24 protein-coding genes and 1 pseudogene are annotated in these 20,592 nt (G+C 70.9%); 17 read left to right on the top strand and 8 right to left on the bottom strand.

The annotated features are described in order from the left end of the window. Positions 1–200: 200 nt before the first annotated feature. On the bottom strand, positions 201–767 hold the full coding sequence (locus JNB50_RS15690) for a TetR/AcrR family transcriptional regulator (RefSeq protein ID WP_208041124.1): 567 nt from the start codon (positions 765–767) through the stop codon (positions 201–203). 165 nt (positions 768–932) lie between these two features. Between JNB50_RS15690 and JNB50_RS15695 the strand changes: the two genes are divergently transcribed. The 3 genes from JNB50_RS15695 to JNB50_RS15705 all read left to right on the top strand — a co-directional run bounded on the left by JNB50_RS15695 (position 933) and on the right by JNB50_RS15705 (position 4,745). Next, positions 933–2,240 (top strand): MFS transporter, encoded by a 1,308-nt coding sequence (locus JNB50_RS15695; RefSeq protein ID WP_208041125.1) that lies wholly within the window; start codon positions 933–935, stop codon positions 2,238–2,240. A gap of 64 nt (positions 2,241–2,304) precedes the next feature. Then, entirely contained in the window at positions 2,305–3,189 is an 885-nt protein-coding gene (locus JNB50_RS15700; RefSeq protein WP_208041126.1) for an alpha/beta hydrolase family protein, read from the top strand. A gap of 8 nt (positions 3,190–3,197) precedes the next feature. Further along, the gene (locus tag JNB50_RS15705; protein ID WP_208041127.1) at positions 3,198–4,745 is read left to right on the top strand and encodes a carboxylesterase/lipase family protein; all 1,548 of its coding nucleotides are present in this window, start codon (positions 3,198–3,200) and stop codon (positions 4,743–4,745) included. 16 nt (positions 4,746–4,761) lie between these two features. Here the strand turns inward: JNB50_RS15705 and JNB50_RS15710 are convergent, their stop codons facing one another. Next, a complete protein-coding gene (locus JNB50_RS15710) occupies positions 4,762–5,022 on the bottom strand; it encodes a hypothetical protein (RefSeq protein WP_208041128.1) in 261 nt (86 codons plus the stop codon). Positions 5,023–5,199: 177 nt separating this feature from the next. On the opposite strand from JNB50_RS15710, the gene JNB50_RS15715 reads away from it, so the two are divergent. The 3 genes from JNB50_RS15715 to JNB50_RS15725 all read left to right on the top strand — a co-directional run bounded on the left by JNB50_RS15715 (position 5,200) and on the right by JNB50_RS15725 (position 7,214). Then, positions 5,200–5,616 carry a hypothetical protein gene (locus JNB50_RS15715; protein WP_208041129.1) on the top strand — a complete coding sequence of 139 codons (417 nt, stop codon included), beginning with the start codon at positions 5,200–5,202 and terminating at the stop codon, positions 5,614–5,616. Between the two features lie 153 nt (positions 5,617–5,769). Next, on the top strand, positions 5,770–6,480 hold the full coding sequence (locus JNB50_RS15720; RefSeq protein WP_208041130.1) for an alpha/beta hydrolase: 711 nt from the start codon (positions 5,770–5,772) through the stop codon (positions 6,478–6,480). 62 nt (positions 6,481–6,542) lie between these two features. After that, a complete protein-coding gene (locus JNB50_RS15725; RefSeq protein ID WP_208041131.1) occupies positions 6,543–7,214 on the top strand; it encodes a hypothetical protein in 672 nt (223 codons plus the stop codon). 3 nt (positions 7,215–7,217) lie between these two features. Here the strand turns inward: JNB50_RS15725 and JNB50_RS15730 are convergent, their stop codons facing one another. The 3 genes from JNB50_RS15730 to JNB50_RS15740 are packed head-to-tail and all read right to left on the bottom strand — an operon-like array spanning position 7,218 to position 8,516. Further along, positions 7,218–7,655, bottom strand: a complete 438-nt coding sequence (locus JNB50_RS15730) for a VOC family protein (RefSeq protein ID WP_208041132.1) — start codon at positions 7,653–7,655, stop codon at positions 7,218–7,220. A gap of 28 nt (positions 7,656–7,683) precedes the next feature. Further along, positions 7,684–8,046: a hypothetical protein gene (locus tag JNB50_RS15735; RefSeq protein ID WP_208041133.1), complete on the bottom strand. Its 363-nt coding sequence runs from the start codon at positions 8,044–8,046 to the stop codon at positions 7,684–7,686. Next, entirely contained in the window at positions 8,043–8,516 is a 474-nt protein-coding gene (locus tag JNB50_RS15740) for a hypothetical protein (protein ID WP_208041134.1), read from the bottom strand. The genes JNB50_RS15735 and JNB50_RS15740 overlap by 4 nt, the downstream gene beginning before the upstream one ends. 103 nt (positions 8,517–8,619) lie before the next feature. Between JNB50_RS15740 and JNB50_RS15745 the strand changes: the two genes are divergently transcribed. Both JNB50_RS15745 and JNB50_RS15750 read left to right on the top strand, forming a co-directional pair. Beyond that, entirely contained in the window at positions 8,620–9,282 is a 663-nt protein-coding gene (locus tag JNB50_RS15745; RefSeq protein ID WP_208041135.1) for a hypothetical protein, read from the top strand. Positions 9,283–9,312: 30 nt separating this feature from the next. Then, positions 9,313–9,987 (top strand): GAP family protein, encoded by a 675-nt coding sequence (locus JNB50_RS15750; RefSeq protein WP_208041136.1) that lies wholly within the window; start codon positions 9,313–9,315, stop codon positions 9,985–9,987. A gap of 12 nt (positions 9,988–9,999) precedes the next feature. Here JNB50_RS15750 and JNB50_RS15755 read toward each other — a convergent pair whose 3' ends face one another. Then, positions 10,000–10,890, bottom strand: a complete 891-nt coding sequence (locus tag JNB50_RS15755) for a formylglycine-generating enzyme family protein (protein WP_208041341.1) — start codon at positions 10,888–10,890, stop codon at positions 10,000–10,002. A 112-nt stretch (positions 10,891–11,002) separates the two neighbouring features. On the opposite strand from JNB50_RS15755, the gene JNB50_RS15760 reads away from it, so the two are divergent. From JNB50_RS15760 to JNB50_RS15790, 7 genes are all read left to right on the top strand, one after another. Further along, positions 11,003–11,815, top strand: coding sequence for an MBL fold metallo-hydrolase (locus JNB50_RS15760; protein ID WP_208041137.1), 813 nt, complete (start codon positions 11,003–11,005; stop codon positions 11,813–11,815). 5 nt (positions 11,816–11,820) lie between these two features. Continuing rightward, positions 11,821–12,414, top strand: coding sequence for an N-acetyltransferase (locus JNB50_RS15765; protein ID WP_208041138.1), 594 nt, complete (start codon positions 11,821–11,823; stop codon positions 12,412–12,414). Between the two features lie 22 nt (positions 12,415–12,436). Further along, positions 12,437–12,784 carry an antibiotic biosynthesis monooxygenase gene (locus JNB50_RS15770; RefSeq protein WP_208041139.1) on the top strand — a complete coding sequence of 116 codons (348 nt, stop codon included), beginning with the start codon at positions 12,437–12,439 and terminating at the stop codon, positions 12,782–12,784. Between the two features lie 194 nt (positions 12,785–12,978). Next, positions 12,979–13,926 (top strand): patatin-like phospholipase family protein, encoded by a 948-nt coding sequence (locus JNB50_RS15775; RefSeq protein ID WP_208041140.1) that lies wholly within the window; start codon positions 12,979–12,981, stop codon positions 13,924–13,926. A gap of 205 nt (positions 13,927–14,131) precedes the next feature. After that, on the top strand, positions 14,132–14,968 hold the full coding sequence (locus JNB50_RS15780) for a hypothetical protein (RefSeq protein ID WP_208041141.1): 837 nt from the start codon (positions 14,132–14,134) through the stop codon (positions 14,966–14,968). A 27-nt stretch (positions 14,969–14,995) separates the two neighbouring features. Then, entirely contained in the window at positions 14,996–15,385 is a 390-nt protein-coding gene (locus JNB50_RS15785; RefSeq protein WP_208041142.1) for a hypothetical protein, read from the top strand. A gap of 210 nt (positions 15,386–15,595) precedes the next feature. After that, positions 15,596–16,906 carry an MFS transporter gene (locus tag JNB50_RS15790; protein WP_208041143.1) on the top strand — a complete coding sequence of 437 codons (1,311 nt, stop codon included), beginning with the start codon at positions 15,596–15,598 and terminating at the stop codon, positions 16,904–16,906. Here JNB50_RS15790 and JNB50_RS15795 read toward each other — a convergent pair. Further along, complete coding sequence (locus tag JNB50_RS15795; RefSeq protein ID WP_208041144.1) at positions 16,805–17,830, bottom strand: LacI family DNA-binding transcriptional regulator; 1,026 nt, start codon at positions 17,828–17,830, stop codon at positions 16,805–16,807. The two genes, JNB50_RS15790 and JNB50_RS15795, sit on opposite strands and share 102 nt — an antisense overlap. Then, complete coding sequence (locus tag JNB50_RS15800; protein WP_208041145.1) at positions 17,827–18,825, bottom strand: ribokinase; 999 nt, start codon at positions 18,823–18,825, stop codon at positions 17,827–17,829. The genes JNB50_RS15795 and JNB50_RS15800 overlap by 4 nt, the downstream gene beginning before the upstream one ends. A gap of 219 nt (positions 18,826–19,044) precedes the next feature. Between JNB50_RS15800 and JNB50_RS25135 the strand changes: the two are divergent. Both JNB50_RS25135 and JNB50_RS15810 read left to right on the top strand, forming a co-directional pair. Beyond that, a pseudogene (locus JNB50_RS25135) lies at positions 19,045–19,176 on the top strand (methylated-DNA--[protein]-cysteine S-methyltransferase); the annotation flags it as partial. A gap of 153 nt (positions 19,177–19,329) precedes the next feature. After that, positions 19,330–20,577 carry an extracellular solute-binding protein gene (locus JNB50_RS15810; RefSeq protein ID WP_243768555.1) on the top strand — a complete coding sequence of 416 codons (1,248 nt, stop codon included), beginning with the start codon at positions 19,330–19,332 and terminating at the stop codon, positions 20,575–20,577. Positions 20,578–20,592 lie beyond the last annotated feature (15 nt).

Here is a 20,592-nt window from a genome sequence, read left to right on the forward strand (position 1 = left end):
TACACCGTTCAGCCCGGAGCCACCGACAACAAGGCCGTGTACACGAACGCGAAGTACACCGTCGCCGTCGGCACCCCCGGCGTGGCCGTGACGTACGCCGTCACCGCCAACTGACCGGCACCACCGGAGATTCGTCACGAATGTCGACATTCGTGGCACGAAAAGTGACATTCGTGACGAATCTCGCGGCCCGCAGGGGCTCAGGGGCGCAGGAGGGTGAAGAAGCGTTCGACGTCGGCGGCCATGTCGATGGTGGGGTCCAGGATCCAGGCGTTCTGGAGGCCGTCGGCGAGGGCGTGACCGGCGCGGATGATCCACTCGGGGTCGAGGTCGGAGCGGATGTGGCCCGCGCGCTGTTCCGCGATGAAGGCCTCCCGGGCCGCCGCGTGCACGGAGGCGGTGCGGTCGAGGAAGAAGGCGCGTGCGGGGTGCTCGGCGTCGCCGGCCTCGGCGGCCAGCCGCGTGTAGAGCTCGACGAGCCCGGGCACCTGGGCGTTGTGCCGGATGATCTCGACCAGCGACTCCTCGAAGCCGGCGCCGGGGAACTGTCGGGAGTCGTGCTCGTCGCGCGCGCGGAGGATCTCCACGAAGAGCTGCTCCTTGGAGCCGAAGTAGTGCAGGAGGCCCGCGGGGCTGAGGCCGACGGCGTCGGCGATCTCGCGTACGGAGGCGCTGCGAAAACCGCGCTCGCCGATGATCTCGAGGGCGGCCTCCAAGATCTCCTCGCGCTTGACGACGCCCTTCGCGTACGCGCCACGTTTGGCCATGCGATCCAGGATAGGCGATCAAACACGAACGGGATGCGGCTTTCGGGCTCGAAACCCTTGCAGCGTTCGGCTTTAGCTGCGACAATCGGAGCGGTTCAGAAACCAAACAATGTTTGGTATTCGGATCTCCGCACAGCATCTGTCCCGCTCAATGAGGAGCCCCCCATGACCATGACCCCTCCCGATCCTGCCGCCGAGGTCGCGCCGACCGGCTTCATCAGTTCGCAGCAGCCCGCCGTCGGCCAGCCCGCGGCGAGCCCGCCCGCCACCAAGCGCCTGCTGCCCAGCCTGCTCGCCGCCGCGCTCACCCTGTTCGCCACCTACGGCGGACTCATCGCGATCCTGCTGCCCGTGCAGGTCGCCCTGCTCGACCCGGCGCACAAGGTCGGCAACCTCGCCATCGTGACCACGACCTCCTTCGTGTTCACCCTGTTCGCGCAGCCCCTCGCCGGCGCGTTCAGCGACCGTACGCGGTCGCGCTTCGGCCGGCGCGCACCGTGGATGGTCGTCGGCGCGATCGTCGGCGGCATCTTCCTGTTCGGGCTCGGCTCGCTGACCGACCTGCTCTGGATCACGGTGTTCTGGGTCGTCATCCAGGTCGCCCTGAACTTCCTGCAGGCGCCGCTCACGACGATCACCGCCGACCGCTTCCCGCGCTCCAAGCGCGGCGGCGCGAGCGCCATGATCGGCCTCGGCACGCAGCTCGGCATGACGATCGGCGTCATGGTCGCCGGTGCTTTCGCCAAGCAGGTCGGCGTCGGCTACGCGGTCTTCGGCGGCGCCGTCATCGTTGTGACGCTGCTGTTCGTGCTGATCAACCGTGACTGGTCGTCGAAGGACGCCGCCGTCGAGCCCTTCCGCTGGGGAGCGTTCTTCGCGGGCTTCTGGATCAACCCGCGCAAACACCCGGACTTCTTCTGGGCCTTCACCGCGCGCTTCCTGCTGATCCTCGGCTACTTCGTCGTCGCGACCTACCAGCTCTACATCCTCACCGACTACATCAAGCTCTCGCTGGAGGCGGCGACGGGGGCGGTCATCACCCTGACCCTGGTGGCCTTCGTCCCGACCCTCATCGCGATCGTCGTCGCGGGATGGTGGAGCGACAGGGCGGGCCGCCGCAAGGTCTTCATCTACGTCGCGACCGTGGTCATGGCGATCGGACTGGCGATGCCGCTGATCATGCCCGACCTGACCGGCATGATCGCCATGAGCGTCATCAACGGCATCGGCTTCGGCCTCTACATGTCGGTCGACGCGGCGCTGATGACCGAGGTGCTGCCCAACGAGGGCGGCGCCGCGGGCAAGGACCTCGGCATCCTCAACGTCGCGACCAACATCCCGCAGGCGCTGAGCGCGCCGATCGCGGCGATCATCATCGGCTCGCTCGGCGGCTACCCCGTGCTGTTCGTGTTCGCGATCGTCTTCGCCGTGCTCGGCGCGGTGGCCACCGCGCCGATCAAGGGCGTCAAGTGACAGCACAGCAGACCGGCACGGAGCAGACCGGCACCGAGCAGACCGACACAGAGGAAGGCAGACCATGGCACTCGCCGAAGTGAACTTCTACGCGAAGACCCTCGAGCGCACCGTCACGTTCAACGCGATCATCCCGACCGACAAGTCGCTGTTCTCCACCGGGCAGGAGGAGAAGAGCGGTGCATCCACCGAGGGGCTGAAGACGCTCTACCTGCTGCACGGCGGTCTCGGCAACTACACGGACTGGCTGGGCGGCACGCGCATCCAGATGTGGGCGCAGGAGAAGAACCTCGCGGTGATCATGCCGTCCGGCGACAACCGCTGGTGGATCGACGACCTCGAGGGGTCGCCGATGGCCGGCAACTACGGGCGGTTCGTGGGCGAGGAGCTCGTGGACTTCACCCGGAGGACGTTCCCGCTCTCGTACCGGCGCGACGACACCTTCATCGCGGGCCTGTCGATGGGCGGCTACGGCGCCCTGGTCAACGGGCTGCGCTTCTCCGACACCTTCAGCCGGATCGGCGTGCTCTCGCCCGGGCTGCTGCTGGGCGACCTGGTGCCCGGCTACGACGAGCCGCAGCTGGAGAGCCTGGACGCCCTGATGCCCGGCAACCGGCGGATGCTCGAACGCGCCTTGGGCGACCCCGCCGACGTGCTCGGCAGCGACCGCGACTACAAGGGGCTCATCGCGCGCCTGAAGGAGTCCGGTGCGGACATCCCCGGGATCTTCCTGGCCAGCGGCGTCGACGACTTCGTGCTGACCCGCACGCAGGACTTCCACCGCTTCCTCGAGCGCAACGCCGTCGAGCACCACTACGAGGAAGGGCCGGGCGGACACGACTGGCTATTCTGGGACGCGTTCATCAAGAAGATCGTCGACTGGCTCCCCCTCGATGAGGACGCGGTCGACGGCAGGCACAGTGGCAACGTGATGGCGGAGGTCGCCTGATGGAGAACATGCAGACATCCCCCGCCGGGATCGCGGGCGACGCGAAGACCGAGGTCGCGGGCGGCCCGCACCCCGAGGTGCAGACGCTCGCGGGAACCGTGCGCGGTCGCTGGAAAGACACCACGGCCCCCGGGTCCGGCCCGCGCGGCGCCCTGCGCTCCGCGGCGTTCCTCGGCATCCCGTTCGCCGAGGCGCCGGTCGGCGAGCTGCGCTTCGCCGCACCCGTGCCGAAGGCCCCGTGGGAGGGCGTGCTCGACGCCGCGGCCTTCGGTGCCACCGCTCAGCGCGGCGACCCCGGCGTGACCCTCATCCCCGAGCCGAGCATCCCGGGGGAGTCGACCCTCAACGTCAACGTGCACACCCCGAGCCCGGAGCGGGCCGAGGCCGGCGCCGGCCTCCCCGTGCTCGTGTACATCCACGGCGGCGGCTACTTCGCCGGCTCCCCGGCGAGCCCGTGGTACGACGGCCGAAACTTCAACCGCGACGGGATCGTGACGGTCACCATCTCGTACCGGCTCGGCTTCGACGGCTTCGGCTGGATCGAGGACGCACCGTCCAACCGCGGCGTGCGCGACTGGCTGCTCGCGCTGGAGTGGGTGCAGCAGAACATCGCGGCGTTCGGCGGCGACCCCGCGCAGGTCACGATCGCCGGTCAGTCCGCCGGCGGCGGCGCCGTGCTGACCCTGCTCGGCATGGCCAAGGCGCAGCACCTGTTCCGCGCCGTGTACGCGATCTCCGGAGCGCTCGCCGATGTGACGCCGGAGAAGTCGGAGGCGTTCGGGCGGGCGCTCGCCGCGACGGCCGGGGTCGAGCCGACCCGCGCCGGTTGGGCGACGGTCGCCGAGGAGCGGGTCCTCGAACTGCAGAAGAAGGCGACGGAGCTCGGACCGGACGCATTGAACGAGGTCGTGGAGGGCGGGCTCCCGCTCGGTCCAACGATCGACGGAGACCTGCTCGCGCGCTCGACGCCGGAATCGCTGCGGAGCGGCGTCGGCGCCGACAAGCCGCTCGTGCTCGGCGCGACCGACGACGAGTTCACGATGGCGATGGCCGACGCGGGCAGGACTCTCGCGCTGGTGCCGAAGGGCATCCTGCTCGGCAAGCTCGGTGTGCCGAAGAGCGCACGGAAGGCCTACCTCGCCGCCAACGCGGACGTCGTCGCCCACGGCAAGCCCCGGCTGGCCGGCCGGGTGCTGACCGACCGGATGTTCCGCGTCGCGGTGCTGACGGTGGCCGCCGACCGCGGCGCCGCGCCGACCTGGGTGTACCGGTTCGCGTGGCCGTCCGGGCATTTCGGCTTCGCCGAGCACTGCCTCGACGTGCCGTTCTTCTTCGACTGCCTGGACGGCCCCGCGATGGAGCCGCTGGCGGGTCCCAACCCTCCGCAGGAGCTCGCCGACGAGGTGCACGGCGCGGCCGTCGCGTTCGTCTCGGCAGGCGACCCTGGCTGGCCCCGCTACGACGGCGCCAGCCGGATCGCGCGCGTCTACGACGCCTCCACCCGGGACGTGGGCGACGCCTACGCCTCGGTGCGACCGCTGCTCGCGGCCCGCTGAGTCCGCGCGCGTCCCCTCAGTTGAAGATCGACCAGTCGGCGCGGTCGAGCGTCATCGGCTGGCCGTGGGCGATCACCTGCCAGTGCTTGTCGTCGCGGCCGGCGTACTCGGCCAGGAGGGTCGTGTACTTCCAGTCGCCGGCGACGCGGTTCCAGTGGATGAGCGAGATGAGCTGACCGTGCCGCAGGTAGGGCACCGGCGAGGTCTCCTCGAGATGCGGGGCGTGGTGGATGGACGGGTGCATGGTGACGGCATACCTCCCTCTGGCGCCGGCCACGTCTCCGTCGCCGACCGCGACGGATGTGCCGGGTGAGCACAGTGTGATCCTCGTGCCCGCCTCCTGGCTAGGGTTTTCGACACCGTGTGTCAGTTTTGGAAGAGAGCAGGAACGGAGAAGCGGCCCACCGGGATCCACGCCTAGGTTGGGGTCAGGTCCGAGAGGGGAACGAAAACCATGACCGACACCACGTTCAGCAAAGAAGAGAAGGCCGCGATCAAGGCCGCTGTCGCCGAGAAGAAGGCGGCGCAGGCGGGAGCGGACGCCGCGGCGGCGTGCGACGAGGCGATCGCCGCGATGACCGGCAGCGACCGGGAGTTCGCGGAGGCGTTCCACCGGCTGGTCGCCGAGAACACCTCCCTGGCGGCGAAGACCTGGTACGGCATGCCGGCCTACGCCGACGCCGACGGCAAGATCGTCGTCGCGTTCAAGCCGGGATCCAAGTTCAAGATCCGCTACGCGACGATCGAGTTCCAGCAGGCCGCGCAGCTCGACGACGGCGGCCTGTGGCCGGTCGGCTACGCGGTCACCAGCATGACGGCTGCGGACGAGGAGCGGATCGCCGCGATCCTGCGCACGGCCGTCGGTCGGTGAGCGCCGGTCCGCCTGCGGATTGCGCAGGCGGGCCAGTCGACGAACTCCTGGTGACGCCCCTTGCCACAGCGGCAGGGGGCGTCTCATGATCTCGCCGTGCCGTCGTCGTTTCGGGCGGCCTCCCGAAACCATCACCGACTCGAGGAGAGACTCATGCCTGAACTGCCCACCATCGTTCTCGTCCACGGCGCCTTCGCCGATGCCTCCGGCTTCGCCGGGGTGATCGCCGAGCTCGAAGGATCCGGCTACACGGTCGTCGCGCCGCCGAACCCGCTCCGCGGCCTGCTGAACGACGGCGAATCGGTCCGCCGCGTCGTCGCCGCCATCGACGGGCCCGTCGTGCTCGTCGGCCACTCCTACGGCGGTGCGGTCATCGGCCAGGCATCCGCGGGGCTGAGCAACGTGAAGGCGCTCGTGTTCCTCGCCGCCTTCGGGCTCGACGTAGGGGAGAGCGCGGTGAGCGCGCAGCAGCCGTACCCGGCGCCGCTGCTGGCGACCGAGAACGAGCCCACCCCGTACGAGGCGGTGGGGGCGCCCGGCGGCCCCGAGCTCTACGTGAAGAAGGGGCGGTTCCAGGAGGTCTTCTGCGCCGACTCGTCTGACGCCGCCGCCGCGCTCATGTATGCCACCCAGCGCCCGCTGGCGGTCGCTGCCCTGACCGAGCAGGCGACGGGCGCCGGTTGGCATGAGATCCCGAGCTGGTTCCTGGTCTCCGACCACGACAACTCCATCTCGCCGCAGGCCGAGGAGGCCTGGGCGAAGCGGATGGGCGCGACCACCGAGCACATCGACGGATCGCACACCGCGTTCATCCCGCGGGCCGACCGCGCTGCCGCCATCATCAGGGCTGCGGCGGAGGCGTGAGCCATCGTGCGAGTGCTCTCAGATCCGTGAGGAACGGAGGGCGCCTCTGACAGGATGGCGACGTGACGGGGACACGAAGCCGACGGATCTCGGCCGCAGCGGCGATCGGCTACGGGTTCCTGCTCGCCCTGTCTCTGCTGGGCCTCGTCGGCCGGGTGCTGGTGGCACACGACGAGGGCCTCGACTGGCTCGACATCCTCTCGATGCTGGCGCTCATCGTCGTCGGCGTCCTGCTGCTCGCGTTCGGGTTGTTCCGGCTCTACGCGGTGCTCGACCGCAGGCGGACCCGCCGACTCGGCGACACCTACCCCGGCGCATTCATCGCGACGGTCCCGACCGACCCGGTCCTGGTTTCGGGCGTCGACGCGTTCGCGCGCGAGTCGACCGGCGCGCGGACGAAGCTCGTCGCCAGTTCGTACATGGCGCTGGTCGCGGACCGCGGGGCCGTGCGATTCGTGCGGGGGTGGCGCCGTCCGCACGCCGTAGCGGAGTTTCCCGCGGCCGTGATCGAACGGGTGGAGATCGGCTCGGCGCAGGCGGGAGCCCGGATCGTCCCGACGCTCGACCTGATCTGCCGCGACGGCGCCGCCCACGGACGGATCAGTGTCCACCTCATGCGGTTCGGCCCCGTGGTCCCGCGCTTCCTGCGCGACGAGTCCCTGGACGCCGCCGCCCACGCGTTCGCGGTTGCGGTGGGCATCGACGGGCGGGCGCCGGTGCGGGAGGAGAACTAGCGGTCAATCCCGCTGCAGCTCCTCCGCGAGCATCACCAGGATGCCGCTCGGCCCGCGCAGATAGGTCAGCTTGTAGACGTCCTGGTAGTTCGCGACGCCGCGCAGCGGATAGCAGCCGTGCGACGCGGCGATCGCCAGGGCGGCGTCGATGTCGTCCACCGCGAACGCGACCCGGTGCATGCCGATCTGGTTCGGGAGGGTGGGCTCTGTCTCGATCGCGTCGGGGTGGAGGTACTCGAACAGCTCCAGCTTCCCGTGCCCGTCCGGCGTCTGCAGCAGCGCGATCTTCGCGTGGTTGCCGTCGAGGCCGACCGCGGTGTCCGTCCACTCGCCGCTGACCGTGTCGCGGCCGACCACCTCCAGACCGAGGTCGGTGAAGAAGGAGATCGTCGCTTCGAGGTCGCGCACCGCGATGCCGACGTTGTCGAGTCTGATGGCCATGGGGTGCATCGTACTCAGTCGCGGAAGGTCAGCCTCCCGCGACCGGCGCAGGCGCGTGGAGGAAGGCCAGAGCGATCGCGCACAGCGCGACGCTCGCGACCATGCCGATCGCCGGAGCCTTCCAGGCGTTCTGCGGGCGCGCGCTCAGGGCGACGACGAACGCGGCCGTCGCCGCGATGATCACGGGGACCACGGCGCCCGCCACAGCCAGCCGCGGCGCCGCACCCAGGCGGGAGAGCTCGTCACGGCCGATCTCAGGGCCGCCGACCGCGAGCGACACCGTCAGGGCGACCATCACTAGGAGTGCGGCCACGGCGATGTGCGCGCCCACCAGCAGCAGTGCGAGCAGCCACGGCCGTCGGCGGCTCGACGGGCTCGCCTCCGCCCTCACGGGTTGTGCGTGATGGTCAGTTCCGGCGAGCTGAACGGGAACGGGAAGATCACCGTGCCCCCGCTGGTCAGCGACTCGTGCGGGACGAGGAGCATCCACGCCATCCCGATGAGGCCGGCGGTCACGGCGAGCACGCCGATGACGATGGCGGTGCGGTCGAGGATGCGGAGTGCGTCGGCGACCGTCGAGGACTGGCGGGCGACCCGGCCGATCGCGACGAACAGGATGACGGCGAACGCGGCGTAGACGATCCAGCTCGGGTGCATGACGAGGTTCGCGCAGGTGACCTGGGTCGTGCCGGAGCCGCCCGCGTCGGGCGAGTCGGTGCACGTCCCGACGCTCCCCGTGCTCAGGAGCGAATACGCTGCGGCGGCTCCCGCGGTCGTGAGCAGCAGGCGGCGCAGCCGCACCAGGATCGGCCCGGCGGGCAGCCGCGAGAGCTCCCCGGTCTCGACCGTCGCCGTCCTCATCGTCCGCATCACGTTTCCCCCCCGTGTCGACGTCCACCCGATCCTGGCACGATTCGGCGAAAAGTCCTTGCGCAACCGCTCGCCGACCGGCCAGTCTGTCCGGATGGGGGATGCACAGGACACGAACACGCCCGACCGGTCGTCGCGCTGGACGTTGACCTGGGGAGGTGCCGCGGTCGCGCTCGCGACGGTGTTCCCGCTGCTGTCGTCCGCCGGGTTCGTGTTCCCCTCGATCGACGTATCGTGGATGTACTCCGCTCAGCCTGTCCTCGGCGGTATCTCGGCCGTCCTGCTGATCGCGGGGTTCATCGTGCTGGCCGTCGGCCTCGGCGGCGAGACCGGCATCGCGGGGTCGTCGGTGGTCGGGAAGTCCGCGCTCATCCTCTTCGGGGTCACGCACGTGGCCTCGACCGGGTATCTCCCGGTGTCGGCCCCGGGCATCGGTGCGGGCCGAGAGGTGCTGGCCGTCTGGGCCACGCTCATCTGGGGGCTCGTCCTGCTGTCGCTGGTCGCGCTCGCCGTCGCCGCGGTCGTGGTCTTCCGCGCCGGCGTGGTCCGCGGTCTTGCGCGTTGGTCGCTCGCCGCCCTCGGCGTCACCACCGTGCTCGCCCTCCTCGCGAGCCAGGTCCCGTCGCTGGACTTCATCACGATCTGGATCGACGCACTGATTCTGTCGCAGGTGCTCCAGCTCGCGACCGGTGTGCTGTTCATCGTCGAGGGGCAGCGCGCGAGCCGCGGAAACGGGCTGCGCGTCGCCTCCGCGTAGGCGGCGGCCCCGGGCAGGAAGCCAACCGGGATGCTCGCGGTCGTCGGCGCCATCCTCCCGCTCGCGCTCGTCGTGTGGTTCAGCCCGACGCGGGTAATGGCCGCGACCGCCCTCCTCCTCTCCGGGCGCGCCCGTGCGGTTCCCGGCGCGTACGCGGTGGGCTGGGTGGTGGGGATCGCCCTGTACATCGCGGTGTTCACGATCTTCGGCGCGGCCATCGGGGCGATCCAGCTGCCGTCGCTGAAGGGCGACGCGTGGTTCCTCGACGCGCTCGTCGCGCTCGTGATGTTCGGGTCCGCCGCCCTGGCCTGGCGCGCGCGTCCACGACCCGGGTCGGAGCCGCGACCGCCCCGGCTCACGCGGATGATCGGGCGATTGACGCCGATGTCGGCGCTCGGTCTCGGTCTCGCCGTCTCGATCGTCAGCCCGCTGCACCTGGCGGTCGCGGCGGCGGTCGGCGTCGACATCGCGACCGGCGGGCTCGCGGCCGCGGCTCAGCTGGTGGTGGTCGTGGTCTTCGTCGTGCTGAGCACCAGCTCGGTGACCATCCCGGTCGGCGCGGCAATCGTCGCGCCCGATCGGGCTGAGGCGCCGCTGCGCCGGCTGCAGACCTGGCTGAGCGACCACGGCACGGCCCTGCTCGTCGTGGTGCTTTTGGTCATCGGCGTGGACTTCGTCGGCCGCTGGATCGCGGCGCTGTTCTGAGCCAAGCGCCCGTCACGCGTCGACGGCGCAGCGGAACCCGATGTGTGACATCCCGGTGTCCTCCGCCTGCGGCGATCGTGCGGCCGGGCGGAACCGCAGGCAGTACTCGGGCGAGCACAGGAACGAGCCGCCCTTGAGCACCCGCCGCGGGATGGTCTCGCCCTCGTGCGCGCTCGCGGTTGCGAGCAGGTTCTGCCGCTTGCCCGCGTCGACGGGATGGTCGCTCAGGCGCACGTGACGGGGCGTGTAGTAGTCGGTCGTCCACTCCCAGACGTTGCCGATCAGGTCGAAGACCCCGAAGCCGTTCGCCGGGTACGACCCGACCGGTGCGGTGCCGCCGACGCCCTGGTTGTCGTAGGGGAAGCGTCCCAGCCACGAGTTGGCCTGCGGAACGCCGCCGGGGTACGGCTCGTCGCCCCACGCGAACCGGGCGCCGTCGACGCCTCCGCGGGACGCGAACTCGTGCTCGGCCTCCGTCAGCAGCCGCTTGCCCGCCCAGGCCGCGTACGCCGTGGCGTCCTCGAAGGCGATGTGCACGACGGGATGCCGCATCCGGTCGTCGACCGTGGAGCCGGGGCCGAACGGCGCCCGCCAGAACGCACCGGGCTGCCAGCGCCACCAGTTGCGCCAGTCGCCCAGGTCGACCGGCCCGGAGGTCGGGGTGAAGACCATGGCGCCGGGCACGAGGTCCTCCGCCGCGACGCCGGGATAGTCGGCGGCGGCCATCGGGCGCTCGGCGACCGTGACGTACCCGGTGTCGGCGACGAAGCGCGCGTAGTCCTCGTTCGTGACCTGGTAGCGGTCGATGCGGAACGAGGCGACCTCCCGCTCCACGACAGGCTGCTCGTCGGGGTAGAACTCGGCCGAGCCCATGCGGAACGTTCCGCCCTCGATCAGGACCATCTCTGCGCCGTCGGTCACGCGCTCACCGTACCAGCGGGGGCGCTGGGCTCGGCAGGCCCGGTCTGGGGAGGGGAGAGGCGGTGAGGGGACCGGCTCGGAGTAGGTTGGGGGCGTGCTGAGGGAAGTGGCTGAGGGAGTGCTCGTCCACACGAGCGAGTGGTGTCAGACCAACGCGGTGATCGTCGTGGGGGAGGCGGGGGCGCTCGTCGTCGACCCGGGCATCCACGAGAGTGAGATCGACTGTCTCGCCGACGACCTCCAGAGCGCGGGGCACACCGTGGTGGCAGGGTTCGCGACGCACCCGCACTGGGACCACCTGCTCTGGCACCCGGCGCTGGGAGCAGCGGACCACTGGGCGACCGCGCTCGCCGCGGACACCGCCCGGCGACGGCTGGCGAACGGGATCGATGCGAAGCGGTTCGGAATCCCCGACGATGTGCGCCTCGACGGGCTCGGCGACGACATCGCGGGGCTCCCCGACGGCGCCGACCGGATCCCGTGGGACGGGCCGACCGTGCACATCCTCGAGCATCGTGCGCACGCGCCCGGCCACGCAGCGCTCCTGATCGACGGCGCAGGCGTGCTCGTCGCGGGCGACATGCTGTCCGATGTGTTTGTCCCGATGCTCGACCTGGCCGGTGCGCCCGATCCGCTCGGTGACTACCTCGCGGCGCTCCTGCTGCTGGAGGCGCAGGCGGGGGAGGCGACGGTCGTCATCCCCGGCCACGGCTCCGTCGGCGACGCGAGCGCGCTGCGCGATCGGCTCGCCCGCGACCGTGCGTACGTCGAGGCGCTCGCGGAGGGCTTCGAGCCGCACGACGCACGCGTGGAAGCGCCGCGCGGGGGCTGGGAGTTCGTGCGGTCGGTGCACGAGCGGCAGCTCGACCAGCTGTCGATCCCGCGCTCGCCCGCCGCCGAGGACTGACCGCCGTGTCCTTCCGCGATCCGGCCGATCCGGTCCCGGACAGGCTGAGCGGTGACCGCTTCGTGCTCCGCCCGATCCGCGCCGACGACGCGGCCGACGACCACGCGGCGGTGATGGAGACGCGGGAGCTGCTGCGCCTTTGGGAGCAGTCGGAGTGGCCGGCCGACGACTTCACGGTGGAGGCGAACCGTTCCGACCTCGTCGGCCTCCAGCAGCGGCACGCAGAGCACCGCACGTTCACCTTCACCGTGCGCGACCCGGACGACACCGTCTGCCTCGGGTGCGTCTACCTCTTCCCGACGGCCGCGACCTTCCTGGTGAAGTCGGAGGTCACGCCTCTGGGCGGCGATGCGTGGCAGGACGTCGACGCCGCCGCGTACTTCTGGGTGCGCCTGTCCCAGCTGGATGCCGGTCTCGACGCGACCCTGCTCGACGCGCTGCGCGCGTGGTTGCGCGACGACTGGGGCTTCGAACGCGCGGTCTTCGTCACCAACGAGCAGTTCGGGCAGCAGGTCGACCTCCTCGCGCGGACCGACCTCGCCCTCCGTTTCGAGCTCAGGGAGACGGGCAAACCGGGCACGTACCTGGTCTTCGGCTGAGCGGCATCCGTATGCTGCTCGCATGAGCGGAACCGGCACGACCTACACGTCCACCTTCATCTTCGCGACGAAGCCGTACGACGATGAGTTCCACCGCCTCAACGACGAGATCGCCGAGCGCGCCCGCAGCATCCCCGGCTTCCTCGGCGAGGAGGCGTGGGAGAACCCGGAGACCGGTCTGCACTCGGAGGTCTACTACTGGGACAGCCTGGAGGCCCTCCGCCAGTTGATCGGGATGGACACCCACCGGGAGGCGAAGCGCCTCCACGAGCGGTGGATCGGCCCGTACCGCGTGGTGATCGGCGAGGTGCTCAGCACCTACGGCCAGCAGGGACTCGGGCTCGAGCACGCGCCGGCGCAGACGTCGTGACACCGCTGTTTGCGGTCGATCGCGCCGGCGACTATCGTTCAAGGGTTCGTCCGTACGCGCTGGTCCAGCGCGCCAGCTGAGGAGGTGAGTCCGATTTCCATCAACAGTCGGGTACTCGCCCCTTCGCGCCGAAGCCACTAGCGCTTCCGTCGTCGATCCGCGGGTGCCCAGCACCTCTTCTAAGGATCACGAAAATGAACCAGAACACCGAACCATACTCTTCGCACGACGTCGCTCTCGTCCTGGGCGGCGGTGGCGCCGCCGGCAACGCCTGGCAGCTGGGCGTCATCGCCGGCCTGGCCGACGCCGGCTACGACCTGACCGAGCTCGCCGACCTGGTCGTCGGCACCTCCGCCGGCTCCACCGCGGGCGCGAGCGTGCGCAGCGGGATGTCGGCCGCGGAGCTGTACGCCGCCGCCCTGGTGGTGCCCGCGCGGCCGGCCGGTGCCGGCGCCGCCGCGCCCGGCCCCGCTCAGCGGCCGCCGGCCATCCCGCAGCAGGAGCTCTTCGACCGACTGCGCGCCATCGGCGACGCCGCCGGCTCGGCAGAGGAACTGCACAGAGCACTCGGCGCGTTCGCCCTCGAGAGCGACGCGCTGCTGCGCCCCGGTGCGGACCAGCGGCGGGCGCTCGTCGCCTCCCGCCTCCCGAGCCAGGACTGGCCGGAGCGCCCCCTGCTCGTGGCGGCGCTCAACGCGCACACCGGCGAACTGGTCGCCTTCGACCGCGACTCCGGGGTCGACCTGGCCGACGCCGTCACGGCGAGCACGGCCCTCCCCGGCGGCACAGCGACCCACATCGTCGACGGCGTGCACTACATCAACGGCGGTGTCCGCTCCGCCGAGAACGCGGACCTCGCGGCCGGCTACGCGACCGTGATCGTGCTCTCGCCGTTCGGCGGCCCCGACTGGCAGCGCCCCGGACAGTTCGAGGGCATCCGACGCTTCCCGGGCTACGGTCTGGACGACCAGGTCGAGGCCCTGCGCGCACAGGGGAGCCGGGTCGTCGTGATCACACCCGATGCGGCCTCACGGGAGGCGATGGGGACGAACCAGATGGACCTCGCCACCCGCCCGCCGTCCGCCCGCGCCGGCTACGCCCAGGGCCGAGCCGAGGCGGAAAGGCTCACGCCGCCCGCGTAGCGTGCGCTACTCCGGAGGTCCGGCCCGCGTGCGGCCGGGTCTCCGGACAAGGCAGCACAGAGCAAGCACCAGGAATCTAAAATTGTGCGTGTTAGTTCTGGTACGCTGGCAAAGATCTGGTTGGCGGAAACGATCGAGGCGTCCTCCCCAGCTCGGAAGGGAGACGATGATGTCTCGATTGAGAGCAGTTCTTATCGTTGCCACCGTGGCGGTGCTCACCATGGCGACCGCCGTACCGGCGGCAGCGGCACCGGCACCGGATGAGACGATCCAGGCGGTGCGGGCATTGGACCAGCATGACCTTCTGACGGCGTCACCGGAATCGGCCGCTGCGGGCGACGTCTCAGCGGCTGTCGGCGTCTCGGTCGGGTCCGCCGAGACGGCGGTGTCGCTGAGACCGGACACGGAGGTCCGCGGCGTCGTCACGGCAGGCGGAAGCACGGTGGTCTACCCGGAGGACGGCTATCAGTACGCGGTGACCGGTCAGGGCGCACAGGCCGACGCGGGTTATGCGATCATCCCGAACGCTTCCGCCCCGACCGAGTACCGGTTCGAGGTCGACGCCGGTGGCCAGCCCGCCAGGCTGCAACTCACCAGCGATGGCGGGGTCCTCGTCGAGAACGCGGCGGGAGAGACCGTGAACGCGCTCGGTGCTGCGTGGGCGCTCGACGCTCGCGGTGTCCCCGTCAGGACCTGGTACACGCTCGATCGGAGCACCGTCGTGCAGCATGTCGACCACGCGGGCGCCACGTACCCGGTAGTGGCTGACCCGCGTTTGATGTGCGACTGGGTGTACTGCACCGTGATGTACAGCAAGGCCGAGACACAGCAGATCGCCGCGACGAACGGCACCTCGGGGATTCTCATCACGACGGGGTGTTCGATGTTGGCCGGACCGATCGGTGCGCTGGTCTGCGGTTTCTCGGCCGCGTACGTCGGCCAGCAGGCGTCGACGGCCCTGAACCAGGGCAAGTGCATCGGCATGCGCGCGCTGATCTACGTGCCGATGGCGACGACGCATCTCGTCATCGACCACTGCTGACCGAAGGGCGTGGAGGCGGTGACCGGCATGACCGAGCGGCGCTGGGTTCCGGCGCCCGGAACCCCTGCTGTGCTGGTGCTCGCGGTGATCGTTGTGATCACTGCGGCTCCCGCCGTGTTCGTACTCCTGGGGCTGCCCTCGCCCGCCTGGGTGCCGACGGCCTCCTTCGCCGCCCTGCTCGCCGCCGTTCTCGCCGTGCCGCGGCTGAACCGGCGTGCGCGCCCTGCGAGCCGGCGGCAGACGATGCTCGTGCGCACTGCGCTCGCCGTGTCGACACTGGTTCCGCTCGCCCTGGTCTATCCCGCGGTCGCGTACGCGGGATTCGCCTGGCTGATCCTGGTCGGAGTGCTGACGCAGGTCGTCGCGTTCGTCGCCGTGGCACTCGCCACCGTGGTGCGGGGTCGCTCAGCCGGTTAGGGCGGACCCGTCTCGCCGGCCGCCCGCCCCGAGCCCCTCTATCACCACCGCCGACCACCGCACCACGCATCTGATACCGTTTCCGGGTGCTTCACATCGTGATGTTCATCTGACGGTCCTGCGTCCCACCCGCGCAGGTCTCGATCCGTCGAGGGTCTCTTCTTCGACCCCGCGGGCCCATCCACCGTCAGAGTCTTCTGGAGCTTCACCGTGTTCGCATCTCTTCGTCTTCCCGGCGCGCTGCGCGCCTTCGTCCCGGCCCTGGTCGGCCGTTCGGCGCTCGCCATGGCGGGCCTCGCCGTGCTGTTGGCCGTGCAGGAGGGCACCGGCTCGTTCGCGCTCGCCGGGCTCGCGTCGGCCGCGTTCGGCCTCGCCAACGTCGTCGCGGCGCCCTGGCGCGCCCGCGCCGTCGACCGCTGGGGCCAGCCGCGCGCTCTCGGGCTCCTCGGAATCGTGCAGGCAGCCGGTTTCGTCGGGTTCGGCATCGTGTCCGCCGTCGCGACCGCTCCCGGTTCCGTCGCCGGCTGGTCTGTCGCGCTCGCCGTCGTCGTCGGACTGTCGGCTCCTCCCCTCGGAGCCGCGATGCGCGTCGTGTGGAGTTCCCTCACCGACGCCGGGCCGCAGCGCGAGAAGGCGTTCAGCCTCGACGCGGTCGCGGAGGAGTTGCTCTTCGTCGGGGGGCCGGTGGCGATCACGGCGATCATCGTGGCGTCGTCGCCGAGCGTCGGGCTGTTCGTCACCGCGGGAGTCGGACTCGTCGGGACGCTCGGGCTGATCACCAGCAGGGCGTCCGCCGCGCTGTCCGGTATTCCGCCGCGTGCGCGCGAGCATCGGGCGCGTCCGCTCGTCGTCCCCGGGTTCCTTCGCGTGCTGGTGGTGCTGACCGGGGTGGGCGCCGTGCTCGGCGTCGTCGAGATCGGTGCGCCCGCTCTGGCGGCCGAAGAGGGCGCCGTCGCGGTCTCCGGCTGGCTGCTCGCCGCGTTCGCGGCCGGGAGCGCTGCCGGCGGTCTCCTTTACGGGCACGTGCGCTGGCGGGCTTCGCTCGGGGTGCGACTCCTCGTGCTGTGTGCCGCGATCGGCCTCACCGCCGTCGCCGTGTCCACCCTGGGCTCGCTGCCGCTGTTCGCCGGAGGGCTGGTGCTGCTCGGCGCGTTCCTCGCGCCGTCACTGATCACCGGCTACCTGGTCGCCGACACGGTCGTGGCGCCCGACGGCCGCACGGAGGCCTCGGCGTGGATCAACACTGCGGTCAACCTCGGAGCGTCCCTGGCCTCCGCGGTCGCCGGCGCGGTCATCGACGCGTCGGGCACGGGGGTCGCGTTGCTCGTGGTCGGGGTGGTGGCCGTGGCGCTGGCAGCGGTGGTTCCGGTGCGGCGGTTGCGGGGAGTCGAGGAGACGGCCGATCAGAGCGGCCGGGGTTCAGCCGATGTCGCGGTGGCTGCCGCAGGACGCGCGGAGCCGGAGGTCGAACCCGATGAGCTGGTGCGCGGGGGCGATGCCGGCCTTCCTCCCGAGAAGTGACACGGCCGCGCGGGCGATCTCGTCGAGCGGTTGCACCGCCGAGGACAACTTGGGCACCGTGAAGTCGCTCGTCTCCGTCCCGTCGAACGACATCACCGCGATATCGTCCGGCACGCGCAGGCCGCGCTCGGCCGCCGCGCTGAGGACTCCGACGGCCTGGGCTTCGCTGGACGCGAAGATAGCGCGGGGTCTGGTCGGGCCGTCGAGGAGGTGCAGACCGGCTTCTCGGCCGCCCGCACGCGAGAATGGGGCCTCGGCCACCGATCGGTGCGCCTGGTCGACGCGGGCGGCGTCCAGCGCGGCCGACCAGCCCTGCACGCGCTCGCGTGCGATGAGGAGATCCGCGGGGCCCGAGACGATCCCGTGGCTGTCGTAGCCGTGCGCGAGCAGGTGCTCGGTCACGGCGCGGGCCGCCGCGACGTTGTCGATGGCGACCGTCGACGCCTCCAGCCCCGGATCGACCCGGTCGATCACGACGACGGGGATCCGGTTCGCCGAGGCGGGTGTCAGGTCCGGCCGGCCGTCCACCGTGGCGAGGAGCAGCCCGTCGACCTTGCGTCGGGCGAAGGATCGGATCAGCTCCGCCTCGCGGGCGACGTCTTCGATCGAGTCTCCGAGCAGCAGCACGCGGTCGGCGGCGGACGTCGCGTCGGCGAGCACGTGGGCGAGCGCCGCGAAGTAGGGGTTGGCGATGTCGGGGACGATCAGCCCGTAGGCGCCGGTCACGCCGGAGGCCAGCGCTCGAGCGATCGCGTCCGGTTCGTATCCGACCTCCTCGATCGCGGCGAGGACGCGCAGCCGGGTCTTCTCAGCGACCGGGCGGGGGCCGTCGTTGATCACATAGCTGACGACCGCGGTCGACGTCCCCGCCGCCCGCGCGACGTCCTCGCGGGTCACGCGGGCGCGCCGGCGCGATGGGGTCATGCGGAGGTCCGCCCCGATTCGGCGGGCAGGGCCTCGTGGTCATAACGGGCCAGGCGGGTGTACGACTCGACGGTGCCGTGCCCGGCCACGGCGGCGGAACCCGCGGCGACCCCCCAGCGCACGGCTTCCGCCAACGGCCGGCCGGCCGCGAGCACCGCGGCCAGCGCGCCGACGAAGGCGTCGCCCGCGCCCGTGGTGTCGACCACCTCGGCCGGTCGCGGGGAGGGTTGGTGCCAGACCTCGTCCGCGGTCGCGGCGACGGCTCCCGAGGCGCCGAGGGTGATGACGACGGACGTCGACGCCGTGCCCGCCAGCTCCTGCGCGGTGGCGAGCGCCCACGCGACGATGTCGCCGCCCGGGTCCGGCGCGCCGCCGCGCGCGATCGCCTGCGCCTCGCCCTCGTTGACGATCAGGGGGTCGGCGACGCGCAGTGCCGCGGGGTCGACCGGTGCGGCGGGGGCGAGGTTGAGCACGAACCGCACGCCGCTTCTGGCGCTCGCCGCCGCGAACGCCGCGATCGTGTCGGGGGCGAGCTCGCCCTGGGTGAGGGCGATGGTGGGCCGGGACGCGGCGATCAGGGCATCGATGTCGTGCGAGACGAGCGCGTCCGCGGTGAGCTCCGCGTTCGCCCCGCTCACCACCACGATGGTGTTCTCGGCCTCGGCGTTCACCGAGATGTAGGCCGCACCCGTCGGTGCGCTCGCCGAGGTGAGCAGAGCACTGGTGTCGACCCCGTTGTCGTCGAGCGTGCGGCGGACGAACGCCCCGCCGTCGTCATCCCCGACCATTCCGACGAAGGTCGTCTCGGCGCCGGTGCGCTGCGCCGCGACGACCTGGTTCGCGCCCTTGCCGCCGAGACCGGTGCGGCCGGCCCGGCCGAAGATCGTCTCGCCCGGCGCGGGGAAGTCGTCGACGTAGAGGAAGGTGTCGACGTTGGCGGAACCGAGCACAAGGACCCGGGGCTCGGTGCGGGTGCGATCGTTCGACTCTGTCACGGATACTCCTTCGTTCATGACGGGCTGGGTCACGTCTACGGCATTCTACGCGCATAGAGTGCAGCAAATACACGCCCCCGATCTCACGTTCCCGCTCTCCTGCGCGTCTTCAGTGCGAGATGGAAGGGAGGACGAGGGCCTGCTGGACGTCGCAAACACGACCGTCGACAGCCCCGTCGGGAAGCTGCTGCTCGCGGCCACCCCGAAGGGGCTGGTGCGCGTGAGCTGGCTGCGCTCGTGGGCAACCCCACGGCGATCCGCGCGGTCGGCAGCGCCTGCGCGACCAACCCGCTGCCCGTCGTCGTCCCGTGCCACCGGGTGCTGCGCACCGACGGAACCCTCGGCGGCTAGATCGGGGAACTCGAGGCGAAGGCGGCCCTGCTGCGCCTGGAGGCCGCGGCGTGACCGTCTCGGTGGTGCCTGGTGCCGGGTGCTTGCGAGCGGCTTGACTATGCCTTATTCTAAGGCGCAGAGAAAGGATTTGCACACCCGAAAGGAATCTCGATGAAGAGAATGCGCTGGATCGCCCTGGGCACCGCCGCCCTGGTCGCCGCCACCCTCGCCGGATGCTCCTCCTCCGGATCCGGCGGAGGCCAGACCCCGGGCAAGAACCTCACGGTCTGGGTGATGGGCGACAGCTCCGCCCACTTCGACGCACTGGTCAAACCGTTCGAGCAGAAGACCGGGATCGACGTGAAGACCGTCGCCATCCCGTGGGACAACGTCGACCAGAAGTTCACGACCGCCGTCGCCTCCGGTGGAGGCCCCGACGTGCTGCAGATCGGGCTCTCGAAGCTGCGCACCTACGCCGACAGCGGCGCACTGCTCACGCTCGACGACGCGGCGCTCGCCGGCCACCCCCACCTCGCCGCGTCCAACTTCGTCGACGGGGTCGCGGGCGACGCCACCGCCATCGGCGGCAAAGTGGTCTCGATGCCGTGGGTGTCCGACACCCGCGTGCTCTTCTACCGCGCCGACATCCTGAAGGCGGCGGGAATCGACACTCCCCCCGCGACGTGGGACGAGCTCCGCGCCGACGCCAAGACGCTGGCGGCCCGCGGCAACGGCTCGTACGGCTACTACATCCCGCAGTGGGACAGCGCCCTCCCCGTCGTCATGACCTGGGACCAGGGCGGCGAGATCGTCGACTCGAAGGGGAAGATCGACTTCGACACCCCGGCGTTCGAGAAGGCCGTAGACCTGTACACCGGGCTCTACGCCGACAAGAGCGTCCCCACCAACGGCGACTTCGACCAGACCCAGGGCTTCATCAGCGGCTCGACGCCGATGCTGGTCAGCGGACCCTATCTCGCCGCCGCCATCACACAGGCCGCGCCCGACCTCGCCGGCAAATGGAATGTGACGACGGTCCCGGCCGCGAAGAAGGACACCTCGCTCCTCGCCGGCTCGAACCTCGGCGTCTGGGGGTCGACCAAGAACAAGGCCGGAGCGCTGGAGCTTCTCGACTACCTCTCGCAGCCCGACGTGCAGGTCACATGGTACGAGTCGGACGGCCAGCTGCCGACGGTGAAGAAGGCGCTCGACGACCAGAAGCTCGCCGCCGACCCGATGGTCGCGGTCTACACCAAGCAGCTCGCCTCCTCCCGGCTGCTGCCTCTCGTCCCCAACTGGGACGGGGAGACCGGCAAGGCGCTGCTCGACTCGCTCAACTCGATCGTGCTCACCGGGGCGAACCGGGACGACGCACTGAAGACCCTGTTCACCGCCACCGGCGGAACGTCCGCGAAATGAGCTCCGGGGGTGCGC

This window comes from Leifsonia sp. TF02-11 (genome assembly GCF_017565305.1).
Classification (GTDB): Bacteria; Actinomycetota; Actinomycetes; order Actinomycetales; family Microbacteriaceae; genus Leifsonia.